This window comes from Flavobacterium sediminis, from assembly GCF_003148385.1.
GTDB lineage: Bacteria > Bacteroidota > Bacteroidia > Flavobacteriales > Flavobacteriaceae > Flavobacterium > Flavobacterium sediminis.
On the sequence record NZ_CP029463.1, the window covers coordinates 1,680,085 to 1,698,488 of the forward strand.

Annotated in this window: 18 protein-coding genes; 17 read left to right on the forward strand and 1 reads right to left on the reverse strand. The window is 34.9% G+C overall.

Features of this window, described 5'->3' with window-relative positions; all coding sequences use genetic code 11:
- Positions 1-210: 210 nt before the first annotated feature.
- The 7 genes from atpB (at position 211) to atpG (ending at position 5,776) form a co-directional block, all read left to right on the forward strand.
- A complete protein-coding gene (gene atpB, locus DI487_RS07795) occupies positions 211-1,410 on the forward strand; it encodes a F0F1 ATP synthase subunit A (protein ID WP_109569140.1) in 1,200 nt (399 codons plus the stop codon).
- 39 nt (positions 1,411-1,449) lie between these two features.
- Complete coding sequence (locus DI487_RS07800) at positions 1,450-1,644, forward strand: ATP synthase F0 subunit C (protein WP_014165720.1); 195 nt, start codon at positions 1,450-1,452, stop codon at positions 1,642-1,644.
- A gap of 92 nt (positions 1,645-1,736) precedes the next feature.
- Positions 1,737-2,237, forward strand: a complete 501-nt coding sequence (locus DI487_RS07805) for a F0F1 ATP synthase subunit B (RefSeq protein ID WP_109569141.1) — start codon at positions 1,737-1,739, stop codon at positions 2,235-2,237.
- Positions 2,238-2,239: 2 nt separating this feature from the next.
- Positions 2,240-2,773 (forward strand): ATP synthase F1 subunit delta, encoded by a 534-nt coding sequence (gene atpH, locus DI487_RS07810; RefSeq protein WP_109569142.1) that lies wholly within the window; start codon positions 2,240-2,242, stop codon positions 2,771-2,773.
- 22 nt (positions 2,774-2,795) lie between these two features.
- Positions 2,796-3,233, forward strand: a complete 438-nt coding sequence (locus DI487_RS07815) for a hypothetical protein (protein WP_109569143.1) — start codon at positions 2,796-2,798, stop codon at positions 3,231-3,233.
- A 34-nt stretch (positions 3,234-3,267) separates the two neighbouring features.
- Complete coding sequence (atpA, locus tag DI487_RS07820; protein ID WP_109569144.1) at positions 3,268-4,842, forward strand: F0F1 ATP synthase subunit alpha; 1,575 nt, start codon at positions 3,268-3,270, stop codon at positions 4,840-4,842.
- Positions 4,843-4,918: 76 nt separating this feature from the next.
- Positions 4,919-5,776, forward strand: a complete 858-nt coding sequence (gene atpG, locus DI487_RS07825) for an ATP synthase F1 subunit gamma (RefSeq protein WP_109569145.1) — start codon at positions 4,919-4,921, stop codon at positions 5,774-5,776.
- Between the two features lie 55 nt (positions 5,777-5,831).
- On the opposite strand, the gene DI487_RS07830 is transcribed toward atpG, so the two are convergent.
- Entirely contained in the window at positions 5,832-7,913 is a 2,082-nt protein-coding gene (locus DI487_RS07830) for a prolyl oligopeptidase family serine peptidase (RefSeq protein ID WP_109569146.1), read from the reverse strand.
- A 150-nt stretch (positions 7,914-8,063) separates the two neighbouring features.
- Between DI487_RS07830 and DI487_RS07835 the strand changes: the two genes are divergently transcribed.
- The 10 genes from DI487_RS07835 to DI487_RS07880 all read left to right on the forward strand — a co-directional run bounded on the left by DI487_RS07835 (position 8,064) and on the right by DI487_RS07880 (position 18,224).
- A complete protein-coding gene (locus DI487_RS07835; protein WP_109569147.1) occupies positions 8,064-9,518 on the forward strand; it encodes an oligosaccharide flippase family protein in 1,455 nt (484 codons plus the stop codon).
- A gap of 3 nt (positions 9,519-9,521) precedes the next feature.
- Entirely contained in the window at positions 9,522-9,956 is a 435-nt protein-coding gene (gene dut, locus DI487_RS07840; RefSeq protein ID WP_109569148.1) for a dUTP diphosphatase, read from the forward strand.
- A gap of 69 nt (positions 9,957-10,025) precedes the next feature.
- Complete coding sequence (locus tag DI487_RS07845; RefSeq protein ID WP_109569149.1) at positions 10,026-11,036, forward strand: sugar phosphate nucleotidyltransferase; 1,011 nt, start codon at positions 10,026-10,028, stop codon at positions 11,034-11,036.
- Positions 11,036-12,382, forward strand: coding sequence for a tetratricopeptide repeat protein (locus DI487_RS07850; protein ID WP_109569150.1), 1,347 nt, complete (start codon positions 11,036-11,038; stop codon positions 12,380-12,382). The genes DI487_RS07845 and DI487_RS07850 overlap by 1 nt, the downstream gene beginning before the upstream one ends.
- Positions 12,379-13,155 (forward strand): DUF4292 domain-containing protein, encoded by a 777-nt coding sequence (locus tag DI487_RS07855; protein WP_109569151.1) that lies wholly within the window; start codon positions 12,379-12,381, stop codon positions 13,153-13,155. The genes DI487_RS07850 and DI487_RS07855 overlap by 4 nt, the downstream gene beginning before the upstream one ends.
- 21 nt (positions 13,156-13,176) lie before the next feature.
- Positions 13,177-14,400: a murein hydrolase activator EnvC family protein gene (locus DI487_RS07860; protein ID WP_109569152.1), complete on the forward strand. Its 1,224-nt coding sequence runs from the start codon at positions 13,177-13,179 to the stop codon at positions 14,398-14,400.
- Positions 14,401-14,778: 378 nt separating this feature from the next.
- Complete coding sequence (locus tag DI487_RS07865; RefSeq protein ID WP_109569153.1) at positions 14,779-16,377, forward strand: hypothetical protein; 1,599 nt, start codon at positions 14,779-14,781, stop codon at positions 16,375-16,377.
- Between the two features lie 12 nt (positions 16,378-16,389).
- Positions 16,390-16,968 carry a hypothetical protein gene (locus DI487_RS07870; RefSeq protein ID WP_146193398.1) on the forward strand — a complete coding sequence of 193 codons (579 nt, stop codon included), beginning with the start codon at positions 16,390-16,392 and terminating at the stop codon, positions 16,966-16,968.
- Between the two features lie 42 nt (positions 16,969-17,010).
- Entirely contained in the window at positions 17,011-17,586 is a 576-nt protein-coding gene (locus DI487_RS07875) for a hypothetical protein (protein WP_109569155.1), read from the forward strand.
- A gap of 176 nt (positions 17,587-17,762) precedes the next feature.
- Positions 17,763-18,224 carry a hypothetical protein gene (locus tag DI487_RS07880; protein WP_146193400.1) on the forward strand — a complete coding sequence of 154 codons (462 nt, stop codon included), beginning with the start codon at positions 17,763-17,765 and terminating at the stop codon, positions 18,222-18,224.
- Positions 18,225-18,404: the final 180 nt, after the last annotated feature.

Consider the following 18,404-nt stretch of genomic DNA (forward strand, 5'->3'; position numbering starts at 1 on the left):
TTTCAGATAAGATGGTTTTTATTCTCATTTTTTTCTCTTTTATGCTCGTAGATGTCTATTTTACAGTAGTTTTGCTGAATAAAAATGAGGTAAAATGAATTTGTATAACAAATCAGCAAAAAAAACATGTATTCTAACTTGGATTTTTAATTAAAGTTGTACTTTTGCAAAAATTTTTAAGAACCATAAAAGTTATATAAATAAGAGAATATGGTGATTCTGAAAAAACCACTTTCGATTTTAGCCGCACTAATGCTGGTTTTTACGACTACAAATGTGTTAGCTTCTGATACAGTTGATAGTACAAAAGTTGAAACTAATGAAGTTCATGCTGATCACGTTGACCACGGAGAAACGCATGGTGAAGAAGCAAAATCTTCTAAAGAGATCGTCAATGAACATATTGAACATCACTTAAAAGATGATTACTATTTTATTTTCTTCTCTGATGAGGAAGAAGGAAAGCATTATGGTTTCGGATTACCGGTGATCTTATTAGATAACGGATTAAAAGTTTTTTCTGCTTCTGAATTTCATCACGGAGAAAAAGTAGTGGAAAAAGGAGGTCAGTTCTATAAATTGTATCATAGTAAAGTTTACAAAACGGATGCTGAAGGTACAATTCAATATGATGAACATCATCACCCTACTAATGAGAGACCATTGGATTTCTCTATTACAAAAAATGTATTCTCATTGTTTTTAACTGCAGTTTTGTTATTCGTTATGTTTACTTCATTGGCGAAAACCTACAAAACAAGCCACAATAATTTACCAAAAGGATTTAATCGTGTTTTAGAGCCATTGGTAATCTACGTTAGAGATGAAATAGCTCGTCCGAATATCGGGGAGAAAAAATATAAAAAATTCATGCCTTATTTGTTGACTGTGTTCTTCCTGATCTGGTTGTTGAATTTGATCGGATTGACTCCGTTAGGGATCAATGTAACAGGGAATATTACAGTAACCTTATGTTTGGCATTGTTTACATTTCTTATTACACAATTTAGTGCTAATAAAGATTATTGGGGACACATCTTCTGGATGCCGGGAGTGCCTGTTCCGATGAAAATTGTTTTGATGCCGATCGAGGTGTTGGGAATGTTTACGAAACCGTTCTCATTGATGATTCGTCTTTTTGCAAACATTACGGCCGGACACACAGTAGTTATGGGGTTAATTGCAATTGTGTTCTTAATGAAAGAGCAGTTGTCAACCGGCGGTGCTATAGGAACATCAATGGCTTTAACGTTGTTTATTTCGATTATAGAGTTGTTAGTGGCATTCCTTCAGGCGTTTATCTTTACGATGTTATCGTCTTTATTTATCGGTATGGCAGTTCAGGATCATCATCATGATGAACACCATTCGGTAGATGAATTAGGAGATCACGATAATGCTATTGTTTAATTTAGAAAGAATTTTGTTTAATTATATAAATCAATTATTATGACAATTCCAAATTTAGTAGGTGCTGGTTTAATCGTAATCGGAGCTGGTTTAGGTTTAGGTAAAATCGGTGGTTCTGCAATGGACGCTATTGCTCGTCAACCGGAAGCTGCTGGAAAAATCCAAACTGCGATGATTATCATCGGTGCATTATTGGAAGGTTTAGCATTTGGTGCTTTAATCTTAGGAGCTTAATTAAAAGAAAAACAAAGAACCTGCAACGGTTGGTTGCAGGTCTTGTTTTGTTAAACAGATTTTAGAAGACACTTAAATATTATTGATATAAAATGGATAAGTTAATTAATGATTTTTCATACGGTTTGTTTTTCTGGCAAGCAATTATTCTGGTAATCTTGATTGTGTTATTGGCAAAATTTGCTTGGAAACCGATTTTAGCAGCTTTGGCAGCTCGTGAAGAAGGTATTGAAAATGCTTTAATGGCAGCAGAAAATGCTAAAAAAGATTTGGCAAACCTAAAAGCGGATAATGAGAAATTATTGGCTGAAGCTCGTGTAGAAAGAGATAACATGCTAAAAGAAGCTCGTGAAATCAAAGACAAGATGATTACTGATGCTAAAGACGAAGCGAAAGTACAAGGAGATAAAATGATAGCTCAGGCTAAAGCAACAATTGAAACTGAGAAAAATGCAGCTATGGCTGAGATCAAAGCTCAAGTTTCAACATTGTCTATTGAAATTGCAGAAAAATTATTGAAAGAAGAATTATCTAGCAAAGAAACACAATCAAAATTGGTTGAGAAAATGTTAGATGACGCTAAATTGAATTAATTATGGCAGGAAGTAGAGCCGCTATTCGCTATGCGAAAGCAATACTTGATATAGCTCAGGGAAATAACAATTCTGAAAAAGTTTTGGCTGATATGAACACTATCGTTTCGGCTGTAAAGGAATCTAAAGAATTGAAATTGTTCTTGGAAAGCCCGATTGTAAATGTTCAAACTAAACGTAATGCTTTGGTTGAAGTTTTTGCAAGTGCTCAACCGGAAACTAAAGCCTTGTTCCAGTTATTGCTTGAAAATAAAAGATTTGGGATTTTAGCTTCAATAGGTGATCAATACCAAGAGCTATATAATGAAGCCAATGGCATTGAAAATGCCGTTGTGACTACAGCAGTTCCGTTAGATGCAGCATTGGAAGATAAAGTGTTGGCGAAAATAGCAACTTTTACATCTAAAAAAGTAAATTTAACCAATGTAGTAGATCCTGCAATTATCGGAGGGTTTGTATTGCGAATTGGGGATCAACAATACAATGCATCTGTAGCAAACAGGTTGCTACAATTAAAAAGAGAGTTTAGTAATTAATAAACAAAAGGAATTAATTTCGATGAAAAAAGTTTTAATACTCTTATTGTTATCTTTCTCTGTTTTGAGTTTTTCTCAAAAAGTAAAATTTAAAAAAGGGAACGTTTTGATTGACGGTGTTGAAGTTTATAAATATGAAAATGAAGGGTCAACAATGACGTTGTCTACATTAGGCGGAGAAGAATTTGTTTCTTTTTTAAGTACGTCGTATGAAGTTCCCAACCCTGCCAGAAGCCAACCGGGAGGACATAATTATCCGGCTACTCTTAAAAAATATGTTGTTACGGTTAGATTCTTAGAGTCCGGAAAGGAACTGTTTACGGATTTGAGCAGTAAAGAAATTGCTAAAGCCATCAATAAATCTGAATTAGTATCTGAAGACGGAAGTATTGATGAAGAAAAATTAGATAAATTTATTAACAAGTATAATAATGAAACATTAAAATTAAAGATTTACTAAAAGTTTTTAATTGAAAATGAAATAATTAAATATTATGGCTGAAATTAAACCTGCTGAAATATCAGCAATATTAAAAAAGCAACTATCAGGTTTTGAATCTGGTGCTACTTTAGAAGAAGTTGGAACAGTACTTCAGGTGGGTGACGGTATTGCTCGTGTTTATGGATTGTCTAATGCTCAATACGGTGAGTTGGTTCAATTCGAAAACGGATTAGAAGCAATCGTATTGAACTTAGAAGAAGATAATGTTGGGGTAGTATTGTTAGGTCCTTCAACAGGTATTAAAGAAGGTTCAACTGTAAAAAGAACACAACGTATCGCATCTCTTAAAGTAGGAGAGCAAATGGTAGGACGTGTAGTAGACACTTTAGGTTTCCCAATCGACGGTAAAGGTCCTATTGGCGGAGATTTATATGAAATGCCGCTTGAGCGTAAAGCTCCGGGAGTTATTTTCCGTCAACCGGTAAACGAACCGTTACAAACAGGTATTAAAGCAGTTGATGCCATGATTCCTGTAGGTAGAGGACAACGTGAGTTGGTAATCGGTGACCGTCAAACTGGTAAAACTACAGTTTGTATCGATACGATCTTAAATCAAAAAGAATTTTATGATGCCGGAAAACCGGTATTCTGTATATATGTTGCAGTAGGACAAAAAGCATCTACAGTTGCAGCTATCGCTAAAACTTTAGAAGATAAAGGTGCAATGGCTTATACAGTTATTGTTGCTGCTAATGCTTCTGACCCTGCTCCAATGCAAGTTTACGCTCCTTTTGCCGGTGCTGCTATCGGTGAGTATTTCCGTGATACAGGTCGTCCGGCTTTAATTGTTTATGATGATTTGTCTAAACAAGCGGTGGCATATCGTGAGGTGTCTTTGTTATTAAGAAGACCACCGGGACGTGAAGCTTATCCGGGAGACGTATTCTACTTACACTCAAGATTATTAGAGCGTGCTGCTAAAGTGATTGCAGATGATGAAATCGCTAAAACAATGAATGACTTACCGGAATCATTAAAACCGATCGTTAAAGGTGGTGGTTCGTTAACGGCGTTACCAATCATTGAAACACAAGCAGGTGACGTTTCTGCTTATATTCCGACTAACGTAATTTCGATTACTGACGGTCAGATTTTCTTAGAGTCAGACTTGTTCAATTCAGGTGTTCGCCCTGCAATTAACGTAGGTATCTCTGTATCTCGTGTAGGAGGTTCGGCTCAAATTAAATCAATGAAAAAAGTAGCAGGTACATTAAAATTAGACCAGGCACAATATCGTGAGCTTGAAGCTTTCGCGAAGTTCGGTTCTGATTTGGATGCTGCAACAATGAATGTAATTGAAAAAGGTAAACGTAACGTAGAGATCTTAAAACAATCAGTAAACGATCCGTATACTGTAGAAGATCAGGTTGCAATTATCTATGCCGGTTCTAAAAACTTATTGAGAAATGTTCCGGTTGATAAAGTAAAAGAATTTGAAAAAGATTTCTTAGCATACTTAGGAGCTAAGCACCGTGATACATTAGATGCTTTAAAAGCAGGTAAATTTGATGATACGATCACTGATGTATTAGAAAAAGTAGCAAAAGAAATTTCAGCAAAATATTAATAGAATAGGTAAAAGGAGAATGGTAGTAGGTTAGAGAACCTATTGCCTTTTCCCCTTAACCAAATACCTAAAAAGAATGGCAAACTTAAAGGAAATTAGAAATAGAATCAGTTCCGTTCAGTCAACGATGCAGATTACATCAGCGATGAAAATGGTTTCTGCAGCTAAATTAAAGAAAGCGCAAGATGCTATTACAGCTATGCGTCCTTATGCTGAGAAATTAACGGAATTATTACAAAATTTAAGTGCTACATTAGAGGGAAATACCGGTGGAGCTTTTGCTGAACAAAGAGAAGTAAACAAGGTTTTAATTGTTGCTGTAACTTCTAACAGAGGTCTTTGTGGAGCTTTTAATGCCAATGTGATTAAAGAAGTAAAAAACAGAGTGAACTTTTACCAAGGAAAGCAAGTTGACGTGGTTTCTATCGGTAAAAAAGGAAACGATATTTTAAGCAAAACCAATACGATACTTGCTAATTATAGTTCTGTTTTTGACGATTTAACATTTGATAAAGTAGCTGATATTGCTCAGGTATTAATGGATAAGTTTGTAGCAGCTGAGTATGATAAAATTGAAATTGTATACAACAATTTCAAAAATGCCGCTACTCAAATTGTAAAAACAGAACAGTTTTTACCATTGGCACCGATTGCCGAAGGTGAAGCGATAGCTTCTGATTACATTTTTGAACCTTCTAAAGAAGAAATCGTGTCAACATTGATTCCTAAATCATTAGAGACACAATTATATAAATCTGTTCGCGATTCATTTGCTGCTGAGCACGGCGCTCGTATGACAGCAATGCATAAAGCTACAGATAATGCAACAGCATTGCGTAACCAATTGAAATTAACGTATAACAAAGCACGTCAGGCTGCAATTACAGGAGAGATCTTAGAGATTGTAGGTGGTGCAGAAGCGTTAAACGGATAATATTTGATAAAGAAGATTTTAAAGAAAGAGCCAAACATTTATGTTTGGCTCTTTCTTATTTAGTTAATGTTTCCCAGATAAAACTATAAAATTCAGCTTCTTGTTTTACTCGGTCGGTATAATTAGCAATTTTACCATAGTGCCCGGCCTTTTCTTTTACCATTAAATATACAGGATTCTTTTGAGCCTGCCTTTCTTGGAGTTTTGCTGCAAATTTATAAGAGTGAATAGGAGGTACTCTGTCATCATTTTCGCTGGTAATGATTAATGTAATAGGATAGTTAACATCATCTTTTATATTATGAAGAGGAGAGTAGGCTTTTAAATAATCGAAATCTTCTTTAACATTCGGATCACCGAATTCGTCTAAATGTCTAACGCCAATAGTATATTCATCAAATCTGAGCATGTCATAAGCCCCTACTTTCGGAACTGCAACTTTAAACAGTTCCGGACGCTGGGTTAATGCAACCCCAACAACAAGTCCGCCATGAGAAGTCCCGGAAATAGCAAGTTTTTCAGAAGAAGTATAACCGCTTGAAATTAAAAATTCAGCAGCATCGATAAAATCGTTAAAAGTATTCATTTTTTTATCTTTTCGACCGTTCTTATGCCAACTTATTCCTTTGTCTCCTCCGCCTCTTATTTCAGCATAGGCATAAACACCACCTTTTTCTAAAAAATGTAAAAGACCAACGTCATATTTTGGGGAACTGATGATCCCGAATCCACCGTAAGCTTCTAAAAGTGTTGGGTTTTGCCCGTTTAGTTCAATTCCCTTTTTGTAAATAATAGTTATAGGAATGTTTTTATTGTCTCTGCTTTTATAGGTTATGTTCTTAGTTTCAAAATAATCAAACGGGAATAATGTTGGTTTAGGTCGTATATAACTGTTGTAATAGACATTGCTTTTACCTGTGTCAATATTTAATTTGTAATTCAGATAAGAGATAGTGTACGAATAAAAAGTGACATACAACTCGTTGGTTTTACTATCAAAGAAACGAATGTTAAGGTTCATGCTGTAAGGCGCTTCAAATTTACGGATCAGTTTTCCGTTGTAGTCGTTAACGTTGATATAGTAATTCCCTTCGTGTTTGTATTTGCAAATAATATAGTCTTTTGTAAAGTAAGAGTCCAGTAATAAATGATTGTAATATTGAGGGATAACAGTTGTTTGAACAGAAGGATTGCGGATAGAGAATTTGCTTAGACTTCCCCAAGGATATTTATTATTGATATAATAAATACTGTCATTCTTGAAGTTTACAAATTCAAAATTATTTGAGTCTTCTTTAAGAAAAGGAACAAGTGTAAAGTCTGTAGAATTACTTAGATTGATGTAATAATAGTTCTTTAAACTTTCTTCTTTATTGGTCTCAATGATAAATAATTTACTTCCTTTTCTCGTATAATCAAATGTACTTTCCTTATCGGTTGTATCAAGGATTAACTGATCTTGATCTTGTTTTTCGCCTATTCGATGAAAAAACAATTGAAATGTAGAGTCCTTAGCTACTTTATTGATGTTAGCATTTTTTTTGTAGAAAATACCCTCATCGAAGTTCCAGGTTAAATTAGAGAATTTAACATCCTTAAGAACATCTTCCAGATATTCCTGTTTGGGAATATTAACAAATCGGATTTCATGCCTGTCACTTCCGTCAACACTTACTTGGTATGCCAGATATTTTGAGTTTTTGGAAGGGGAATAATTTGAAATAAAAACAGAATTGTCTTTGTAGACACTATAAGGATCAACCAATTCTTTTGGCATATCATCAAGATTTTCTCGGTAATGCAATACACCAGGCTTGTCTTTGTCCAGTCTGTAATTTGAATAAAAATATTTCCCCCGTTTTGAAGGGAGCGTGTTGGTTGAAAGCGATTGGTAGTCTTTTATTTTAAATAAAAAATTATTGTCTTTAACAGCCTTTTCAAGTACCTCTTGAGTTTTTTCGTTTTGTTGATTAATCCACTCCTTTACTTCCGGATCATTGTTTTTTTCTAGCCATACATATTGGTCAATATAGCGATAATCAAATCTTGAGAACTCACCCGGTGCTTTTTGTGAAGTTTGAGATCGGGAAATGAAAGAGATCAATAAAAAGAATGAAAACAGGGGTAAAAGTCTCATAAAAAACGATTTTTAAATACAAAAGCGGAAAAATACTATATTTTAATTAGAATAAGAATGTTTTTTTAAAACGAAACAGAGTAAATCTTCCCGATTAATTTTTCTAACCGTCAAAATAATTACTTTTGTAGTAGCAAAAACAAATAAAACTTGAGCTTATATAAAAACCTTTTTAAGCAAACCGCTATTTATGGCTTGGCAACAGTAGTGCCGAGAATAATGAGTGTTATATTGACTCCTCTTTATGTTTACTACCTAACGGATAAAAGTAAAATGGGAGAAGTTACCATTATCTTCTCATGGTTAGTATTTTTCAATGTGGTACTTTCCTACGGAATGGAAACTTCTTTTTTCAGGTTTTATAACTCCGACGCAAAAAAAGAAGATGTGGTTTCCACTTCTATGATCTCTTTGTTAGGCTCTACTTTGCTTTTTGTAGTTCTAGGATTGTTGTTTCAGCAAGGTATTTCAAATATAACAAGGATCAATACTGAATATATTGCGTATACGATCGGAATTTTAGCTTTAGATGCTCTGGTGATCATTCCGTTTTCTAAATTAAGAGCCGAAAGCCGCCCGATAAAATATGCCGTGATCAAAATTGCGAATGTGGGAATTAATTTAGGGTTGAATATCTTTTTCTTAGTGATCTTGCCTGAAATAGCAGCTAATAGTGCGTTCTTTCAATCCATATATTCAGAAAATTTTCAGGTAGGTTACATTTTTGTTTCCAATCTGATTGCCAGTTCGTTCACACTACTGGTGTTGCTTCCGGATTATTTTAAGCTGAACTGGAATTTTGACAAGCAATTATGGGAAAGGATGCTTCGTTACGGATTTCCTATTCTAATTGCGGGTATAGCTTTTGCTATCAACGAACATTTCGATAAAATTTTGCTGGAGTGGATGAATATCAGCTTGTCTGATATCGGAGCCTATTCAGCCTGTTACAAAATAGGGATGTTTATGGTCTTGTTCCGAACAGCATATACACTGGGAATAGAACCTTTTTTCTTTAGTCATGCTAAAAATGAAAATGCTCCTCAAACCTATGCCGAAATCACCAAGTATTTTGTTATCTTCGGTTCATTCATGGCATTAGGAGTTATTGTTTTTGCAGATGTTTTAAAAATTTTCTTAGTACCTAAGAGTGAGTATTGGACAGCGATGGATATTGTTCCGATAATCGTAATGGCTAATTTTTTCTTAGGGATTTATACAAACCTTTCTGTTTGGTATAAATTAATAGATAAAACAAAGATAGGGGCCTATATATCGGTAATAGGAGCAATTGTAACTTTAGTCTTCAATTTCTTATTTATACCTAAAATGAGTTATCTGGGATCGGCAATTGCAACCATATTGGCGTATGGAACTATGATGTTGATTTCTTATAAATTAGGACAAAAACAATATCCTATTCCGTACGATAAGAAAAAAATAGGAATGTATCTCGGGCTATCAATCGTTTTAAGCGGTTTTTCATTTTATGTACCGATATTGAGACAAACCTATATTTTCGGGATCATCAGTTTAATCATTTTTGCTTATTTTGTATATAGAAATGAACGCGAATTAGTGTTGAAATTAATAAAACGAAAATAGAACATGCAAATTAAAATTATCAATAAATCACAACACCCGTTACCGAATTATGAGACCATAGCATCTGCCGGAATGGATTTACGTGCTCAGATAGATGAGCCGATAGTACTGAAACCATTGGAAAGAGCTATAGTTAAAACCGGATTGTTTATTGAGCTCCCTATCGGTTATGAAGCTCAGGTTAGACCACGTAGCGGATTGGCAGCTAAAAAAGGAATTACAGTATTGAATTCGCCGGGAACGGTTGATGCGGATTATCGTGGTGAAATTGGCGTAATTTTAGTAAATTTATCCCATGAAGATTTCACGATAGAAAACGGTGAAAGAATTGCTCAATTGGTTATTGCTAAGCACGAACGTGCCGAATGGATTGAAGTGGAAGAATTAACAGAAACATCAAGAGGTGCAGGAGGTTTTGGTAGTACCGGAGTGAAGTAGAATTTCAATATTCAAAATTTAGAATGTTGAACTTTGAATAACAAATATTGAAGTTAAGAACGTAAAAACATGAAAATAATAGTACCAATGGCGGGACGCGGGTCACGCCTTCGCCCACATACATTAACAGTTCCGAAACCTTTAATTCCGATTGCAGGTAAGCCCATTGTGCACCGTTTAGTGGAAGATATTGCCAAAGTGATCGATCAACCGATCGATGAAATAGCCTTTATCATTCATGAAAGTTTTGGCAGTGCCGTAGAAGAAGATTTGGTAGCAATAGCAAAAAGCTTAGGAACAAGAGGAACGATCTACTATCAAAATGAAGCATTAGGAACAGCACATGCTATTTTATGTGCTAAAGAAAGTATGAACGGACCTATCGTAGTGGCTTATGCAGATACATTGTTCAGAGCTGATTTTTCTTTAGATACAACAGCAGACAGTGTGATCTGGGTAAAACAGGTAGAAGATCCGAGTGCATTCGGAGTGGTGCAGTTAAACGATAAAAATGAGATCATTGATTTTGTAGAAAAACCGAAAGAGTTTGTTTCAGACTTAGCGATAATCGGGATTTATTATTTTAAATCTGGAGAAACTTTACGAGCAGAACTGCAATACTTGATTGATAATGACGTTGTAAAAGGAGGAGAATATCAACTGACGGATGCATTAGAGAACATGAAACAAAAAGGGATGAAGTTTGTTCCGGGAAAAGTTGAAGAATGGATGGATTGTGGAAACAAGAACGTTACGGTTGATACAAATTCCAGAATGTTGAGCTTTTTAGAAAGAGACGGAGAAATTTTAGTTTCGCAATCAGTTAAAATGATTAATGCAACCATAATTCCGCCGTGCTATATCGGGAACAATGTAGAATTGGAAAATGCCACTATCGGACCGAATGTTTCCTTAGGCGACGGAACAAAAGTGATCAATTCACAAATTAAAAATAGTTTGGTACAGAGCAATGCGGTCATCGTCAATGCTAAATTAGACAATGCCATGATCGGAAATCACGCTAAGTTTGATGGTGAATTTACATCTGTAAGCATCGGAGATTATTCCGTATTAGAATAGTGAAACAATTTAGAAAAATAGCGCTTTTTATTGGAATTATCGGTTTTGTCCTGCCAGCTTTGGCACAAGATAATCCTGATGATATTGCTATGGTCAATGACGAATTAGAAAATAATTTTTATGAAGCAGTAAAGCAGCGAGCCATAGAAAATTATGACAAAGCAATTACTGCTATTGAAAAATGTATCGATTCTGATCCTGATAATGCAGCATTATATTATGAATTAGGTAAAAACAATCTGGATTTAAAAAAATATGCTGAAGCTGAAATAGCCTTTCAAAAAGCAGTTGATCTCAACCCTAATGAACGTTGGTACTGGAACGGTCTGTATGATGTATATTATACAACAAAAGAATATCCGAAATCAATTACCATTGTAAAAAAACTCATTGAATTTGATGAGAATATGAAAGAAGATCTGGTGTCTCTTTATGTATATACCGGTCAGCATGAAGAAGCTTTAAAGCTGTTGGAAGATATGCAAAAGACTTCGGTTCTGAGTCAGACTATGGAATTCTATAAACGAAAACTAACAGAAGAGTCAGCGCAGAATGACGGATCTTTAGAATCAAAGCTAAGAAAAGCTATTGCGGAAAATCCGAAAAACGAACAATCTTATTTAGACCTCATGCTTTACTATTCACAAATGAATCAGGAAGAAAAGGCAATTGAAGTGGCCAAACAGTTGGCAAAAGAAATTCCCGATTCGGAATGGGCACAAATAAGTTTGTTTAAATTTTATCTAAATGAGAATGACGGTGAAAAAGCCGCCGATTCCATGCTAAAGGTTTTAAAAAGCAAAGAGATAGATATCAAGTTAAAACACAGATTGTTAAATGAGTTTTTAATCTTCTCTGCCAATGCAACGCAATACGATGTCCAACTAGATCAAGCAGTCGATTTACTCTCAGAAGATAAAACCATTAATGTTTCAAAAGAAGTAGCCAAATTTTATTTCAACAAAAAGAATTACGAGAAAACCTCATTGTTTCTGGAAAAAGCATTAATGCACGATCCGAATGACTGGGAAAGTATTTCACTGTTACTGGACAATTTAGCAAATGCAAAGAATTATGAAGCATTAGCGGTTAAAGCAGAAATTTTTATTGACACCTTTCCGGCACAGCCAAAATTGTATTATTATGCCGGCTTGGCTCATTTTAATTTAGGAGAATACAAGCAAGCGATTGATTTTTTAAAAAATGGCTTAGAATTTGTAGTAGATGATCCGGATCAGGAATTTTATTTTAATTACTTATTAGGCGAGTCTTACCGGGAATTGGGAGACGAGAAACAAAGTAAACAGTATCTTTCCAAAGCCGAGAGTTTAAAAAGTCAAAAATGATGATTAAAAAAATAATATGGGTTTTTGCCCTGATAAGCCTATTAGTTTCCTGTAAAGCTAAAAAAGCAGTTGCCGAATCGGCGGCTGAAGAAGACTTGGCAGCTTCTAAAGTGATTCAGCAACATTATGCATTGCCTTCCGATTTTAAAACAATAAATATCAGAGCCAATGCAAAATATCGTGACGATAAACAATCGCAAAGTGTTTCAGCGGACATCCGGATTAAAAAAGATCAGGTAATATGGGTTAATGTAAAATTTATCGGTATCCCAATGGCAAAAGCATTAATCACACCGACAGAAGTGCAATATTTTGAAAAAATAAACGGAACCTATTTTAAAGGAGATTTTCAATTGCTCAGCAACTGGTTGGGAACGGATCTGGATTTCAAAAAATTGCAAAACCTATTTTTAGGGAAAGCTATTGACGATTTAACAAAAGCGAAATATATTGCTCAGATTCAGGATAATTTATACAAACTTTCAGAAAAGAAGCAAGAGGATATTGAAAAGGAATTTTACTTTGAAGCCGCTAATTTCTTAGTAAAGAAAGAAACCATCCTTCAAAAAAGTAAAAACAGAGCCTTAACGGTGGAATATCCGTCACATAGTAAGACCGGAAGCCTTTTTCTACCCAATGAAATCGCTATTGCTGCCCAACAGGATGAGATTATAAATATTGATTTAACCTATAAGAATGTTACCTTTGACGAAGATTTGAATTTTCCCTTCTCCATCCCTAACGGATATGAACGAGTAACGATAAACAATTAGTAATCGAATTAACAAAGTTGAATGAACCGTATTTTAGCGCTTTTAGTATTTTTCTATTCCATCGTTACTTTTGCCCAGTCAAAAGAACAAAAACAATTAGAGCAGCAAAAGATTCAGATTCAAAAAGAGATCGCGGCTTTTAAAGAACTGTTGCAAACGGAAAAGAAAAAAGAAAAATCGGTTTTAAGTCAAATTGAAGAACAAAAAGCACGAATTCGATTAAGTGAAAAACTTATCAGTACCACAGCCAGACAAAAAAGATTGCTCGAAGATGATATTTATCTGACGCAACTTGAGATCAATAAGCTGAACAGAGAATTAAAGGTTTTAAAGGAAGACTACGCTAAGATGATCGTTAAATCGTATAAAAGCAGAAACGAAAAAAGCCGGATTATGTTCATTCTGTCCTCTGATAGCTTTTTACAAGCCTATAAGCGTATTCAATATATGAAGCAATATGCTAACTTTAGAAAAATGCAGGGAGATGAAATTATAGAAAAACAAGAAAAGTTAGCAGAGGCAAAACAAAAATTGGAAAGCAGTAAAAAGCAGAAAGAAAAAGTTTTGGCAGAAAGTGAAGCAGAAAAAGCCGAACTGGAGAAACAAAAGAAAGAACAGGAAAAATTAGCCAAAGACCTTCAGAAAAACAAGAAAAAATACGCTGCCGAAATTTCAAAAAAGGAAAAAGAGAAAAAAGCGATAGATGCTAAAATTAAGAAACTGATCGCAGAAGCCATTGCAGCAGCCAACAAAAAAACGGCTGCAAAAACCGGAGTTAAAAATACAGGAGGAAGCAGTAAATTCATTTTAACGCCGGAAGGGAAAATAGTTTCAGACAATTTTAAAGCAAATAAAGGAAGACTGCCATGGCCGGTTGAAAAAGGATACATCCAATTGCGTTACGGAAATTATCAGGATCCTATTCATAAAAATGTAACACACTTAAACAGTGGAATTGAAATAGCTGCTTTGCCGGGTTCAACAGCCCGAGCCGTTTTTGATGGCGAAGTATTACAGGTTCAGGTGGTTCAGGGAACCAAAAAAGCGGTGTTTATCCGTCACGGAGATTTTATTACGATCTATCAAAACCTCGACAGTGTAAACGTATCAGTAGGAGATAAGGTAAGTATCAAACAAACCATAGGGCATATAGTAACCGATTCCAGTGGAAAAGCAGTGATTAAATTTTTAGTTCTGCAAAATACAACCACATTAAACCCTGAGCAGTGGCTCTCTAATTTGTAAATTCTAAAACTTTAACAAAATATACATTTTTTCTGTATCCAAGTTAACAAATATAGGCGCTATATTTGTTACGGTTAATAGCAGTAATTTTATTTCTTATCAAGAACATTTAGTCCCGAAATCTTTCGGGACTTTTTGTTTTTGTGGATTTTTTACGTCTCGTACAGATAAAATATTAAATTTTAACAAAATGTACATTTTTCCTGTATCCGAGTTATAAGAACAATGCTATACATTTGATCCCGATTCCCCTATCAACATTTTGTTCTTTTCCTGTACAGTAAAAAAGTACAGTGTAGAGGTATTAATTGTCCCAAACGGATCATAAACCCTTTTCAGCCGTCATAGTGAGAAATAAAAAGGTATAATGTTTATTAAATGAAATTAAAACGAAAGAAAAGACTGCTCTTAAGTTTATCGGGACTCTTAGTGCTGCTGTTGACCAACTGTGAGAAAGACTATGAGGAAAGTACAACAAACTACAATCTGACAACCTCCCGTTTTGACATTCGGGTTCTGGATAGTGAACAGATCCTGTCCAATGCTAAGGTTATGGACGAATTACAAAAGATTGCAGGGCAAACCAAAGCACAAGCCACCGGAACGGGAACACCGATAGGTACTTCCCGAATCCTTTACAATTCAACCTACGGCTTTTCCGTAAACACCGCTTATGTGAAATACGTGGAAGACACCACAACCGGGAAACATTCCTATAACTTTCCGCTTACGCGGGACAGTTTGGTCACTTCCCATTTGGAAAACCTCTTGCTATCGTCGCGTTCCGACGGGAGTTACGATGCGTATATTGTGGAATACGGTTTTTCAAAGGATGAATACAATGCTGTGTCTCAAACAACACTGAACAACACAACGACCCGTTATTATCCGATAGATTTTGACACTTCGGTCTTCAACAGCGGCGAGTTAAATAAAATGGTGCTGGAATACAGTTGTGTAGAAATATGGTCATTGGAAGTTGTACCGGCTCACCAGGGCGACAACACAGGTGGCGAACTCTACACGGAAGAATGGGTATTGGTCTCCAACGAGTGTACCTGGAATTACTACGATGACGGAACAGATGGCAGCAGCGGAAGCACCACCACCACAACCGGAGTAGAGACCTCGGGCGGCGTAGGCGGTAGTGCCGGAGGTACAAGCACAACAGGAGATAGCTCTGATAGTGGCAACAATACAGATATAGGCGATACCTGCAAAGGTTGCGGCGACAGTGATATCATATCCAGTCCGGCAACAGAGCCGGCAGAAGAGCCCGAAACACCTTGCGACAGAATAAAAGCCGGCACGGGCAGTGCGGCATATAAACAAAAATTTAAAGCCTTAAATACACCGGAAAAGTTTAATTTAGACCATGAAACCGGTTTTTGCGAACAGGAAATTAACGGGGTAAAACAGTATGTTGACGGAGTAGCTGATGGGACGAACCATTTGAAAATTCTTCCAGGATCTATGAATGGAACGCATGTACATAATAACAAGCCAGAGACAGATACCAATGGTAACACTTTTGATGCCCAAATTAAAATGCTTTCACCCGGTGATTTAAAGCAATTGTTAGGGACTTGTCAAAACGCTAATGGAAATACTCCTGAAAATGCATTTGTTATAATGATTTCAAATGAAGGTATATTTGCCATTACTATTGCTGAACCAATAGGTGCTTTAAGTGAAGAGACAAAAACTTTTTTAAGAGGTTGGAAAGAAGGTTATGAAGATAAAGCCAAAGAAATTCTAAGAGAATATTCTACGTTAAGTGCTAGAAAAGAACAATTACAAAAGATGTTTTTAAAAGCCCTTAAAAAAATGCAACTTGATAATAAGGTAGCTTTATTTGAAGGGCAGGTGGAAAATGAAGACACTTCTGATATTAACAATTATACTATAGCATGGACTCAAAAAACACTAAAAAATACTTTTTTTGGGCTAACAATAGAAGAAACACCATGCGATTAAAACATAATAATTATGAAAACACTATTTAAAATCCTCACTTTACTATTAATTAGTTTGAATGTACAGTGTCAGACAGTAACTACTGTTGTCCCTTATAGAACATTAGATTACCCCAACGGTGCTTATTTAAAAGATTTGGACAACGAATTTCCGTTTTGGTTGGGAACATGGGAAGGAACAGCCGATAATAAAAAATACACTTTTACTTTTGTGTTGTTTGAACAACATTTAATCACTTTCCCAAATGGAGAATATGAATTTAAGGACAAAGTTGTAGGTAAACTAAAAGTAACCGACTTAGCTACAAATCAAGTGATTTATGATGAATCTTCTTTTGCTAATTTTGATGATTATATAATAAAAGGGAATGTAATATACGGAAGGGAGTTCTATTTTGGTTTTTATGATAAAGAGAACCATTGCAACAATAGTGCTGACTTTACTTTAGTAAGATATGATAATAACCCTAACCAGATACTCTATAAGAACTTTAGTTATGATGAATATTGGTATTGGGATTGTTCCTATACCGACCAGTTAGATATTCCCATGTTTTTACCTAAAGTAGATCTGATGTTGACGCGACAATAGTTTTAGGGAATAAAAATTTGGTTTTGTAAGGAAAATAGCGATATGAAAACACTATTAAGAACATTTTGTTTTGTGTTATTTGCATTTTATGCAAATTGTCAAACCTTGCCTTTAAGCTCATTAGAAGAGCCTAATACAGGAGGCTATTTAAAGGATATAGATAATGTACTGCCTTTTTGGGAAGACACATGGAAAGGTACAACTAATAATAAAGAATATACATTTCAGTTTACGGTATTTCTACATCACCTTACAACATTTTCTTCGGAAAGATATTATTACATTGATAAACTTGTAGGTAAATTTAGAGTTATAGATTTAATCACAGGTCAGGAGTTGTATAATGATTTAGCCGTGACGAATTTTGATGATTATAAAATAGAGTTACTTGCCTATGGGAATAATATTGGCTATGTTTTTTCTTTTACAGATAGTGAAAGTCATTGTAATAATTCTATAAATTTTACATTACTTAGGAATGGATCCAATACTAATGAAATTATATATACTGCTTTTGAGTATAATCAGTTTTTTTTGATGGAAGATTGCCCTTATACTAATCGATCAGATATTCCCATGTTTTTGCCCACTCAAGATTTTGTATTAACAAGACAGTAATTTAGAACGTTGGTTTTGAGGATTAATTCAGAACCAACGTTTAAAAAAGTAAAGATGAAAATACTATTTAAAATCCTCGCTTTACTATTAATTAGTTTGAATGTACAGTGTCAGACAGTAACTACTGTTGTCCCTTATAGAACATTAGATTACCCAACGGTGCTTATTTAAAAGATTTGGACAACGAATTTCCGTTTTGGTTGGGAACATGGGAAGGAACAGCCGATAATAAAAAATACACTTTTACTTTTGTGTTGTTTGAACAACATTTAATGACTTTTCCAAATGGAGAATATGAGTTTAGAGACAGGGTTGTAGGTAAACTAAAAGTAACCGACTTAGCTACAAATCAAGTGATTTATGATGAATCTTCTTTTGCTAATTTTGATGATTATCTAATATTTGGTCATACAATATATGGTAGGGAGTTCTATTTTGGTTTTACAGACAAGGAATATCATTGCAATAATAGTGCTGATTTTACTTTAGTAAGATATGATAATAACCCTAACGAGATACTCTATAAGAACTTTAGTTATGGAGAGTATTTTACATTGGACGGACCATGTCCTTACAATGACCAGTTAGATATTCCTATGTTTTTACCTAAAGTAGATCTGATATTGACGCGACAATAGTTTTTAGGCTTAAAAACAGAATAAAGGAAAAACTTCTAAAAACTTTAACAAAATATACATTTTTTCTGTATCCGAGTTAGGTTTAGTCTGCCGTATATTTGTGATGGTTAATAGCAGTAATTTTTATTTCTTATCAAGAACATCTAGTCCCGAAATCCTTTCGGGACTTTTTGTTTTTTG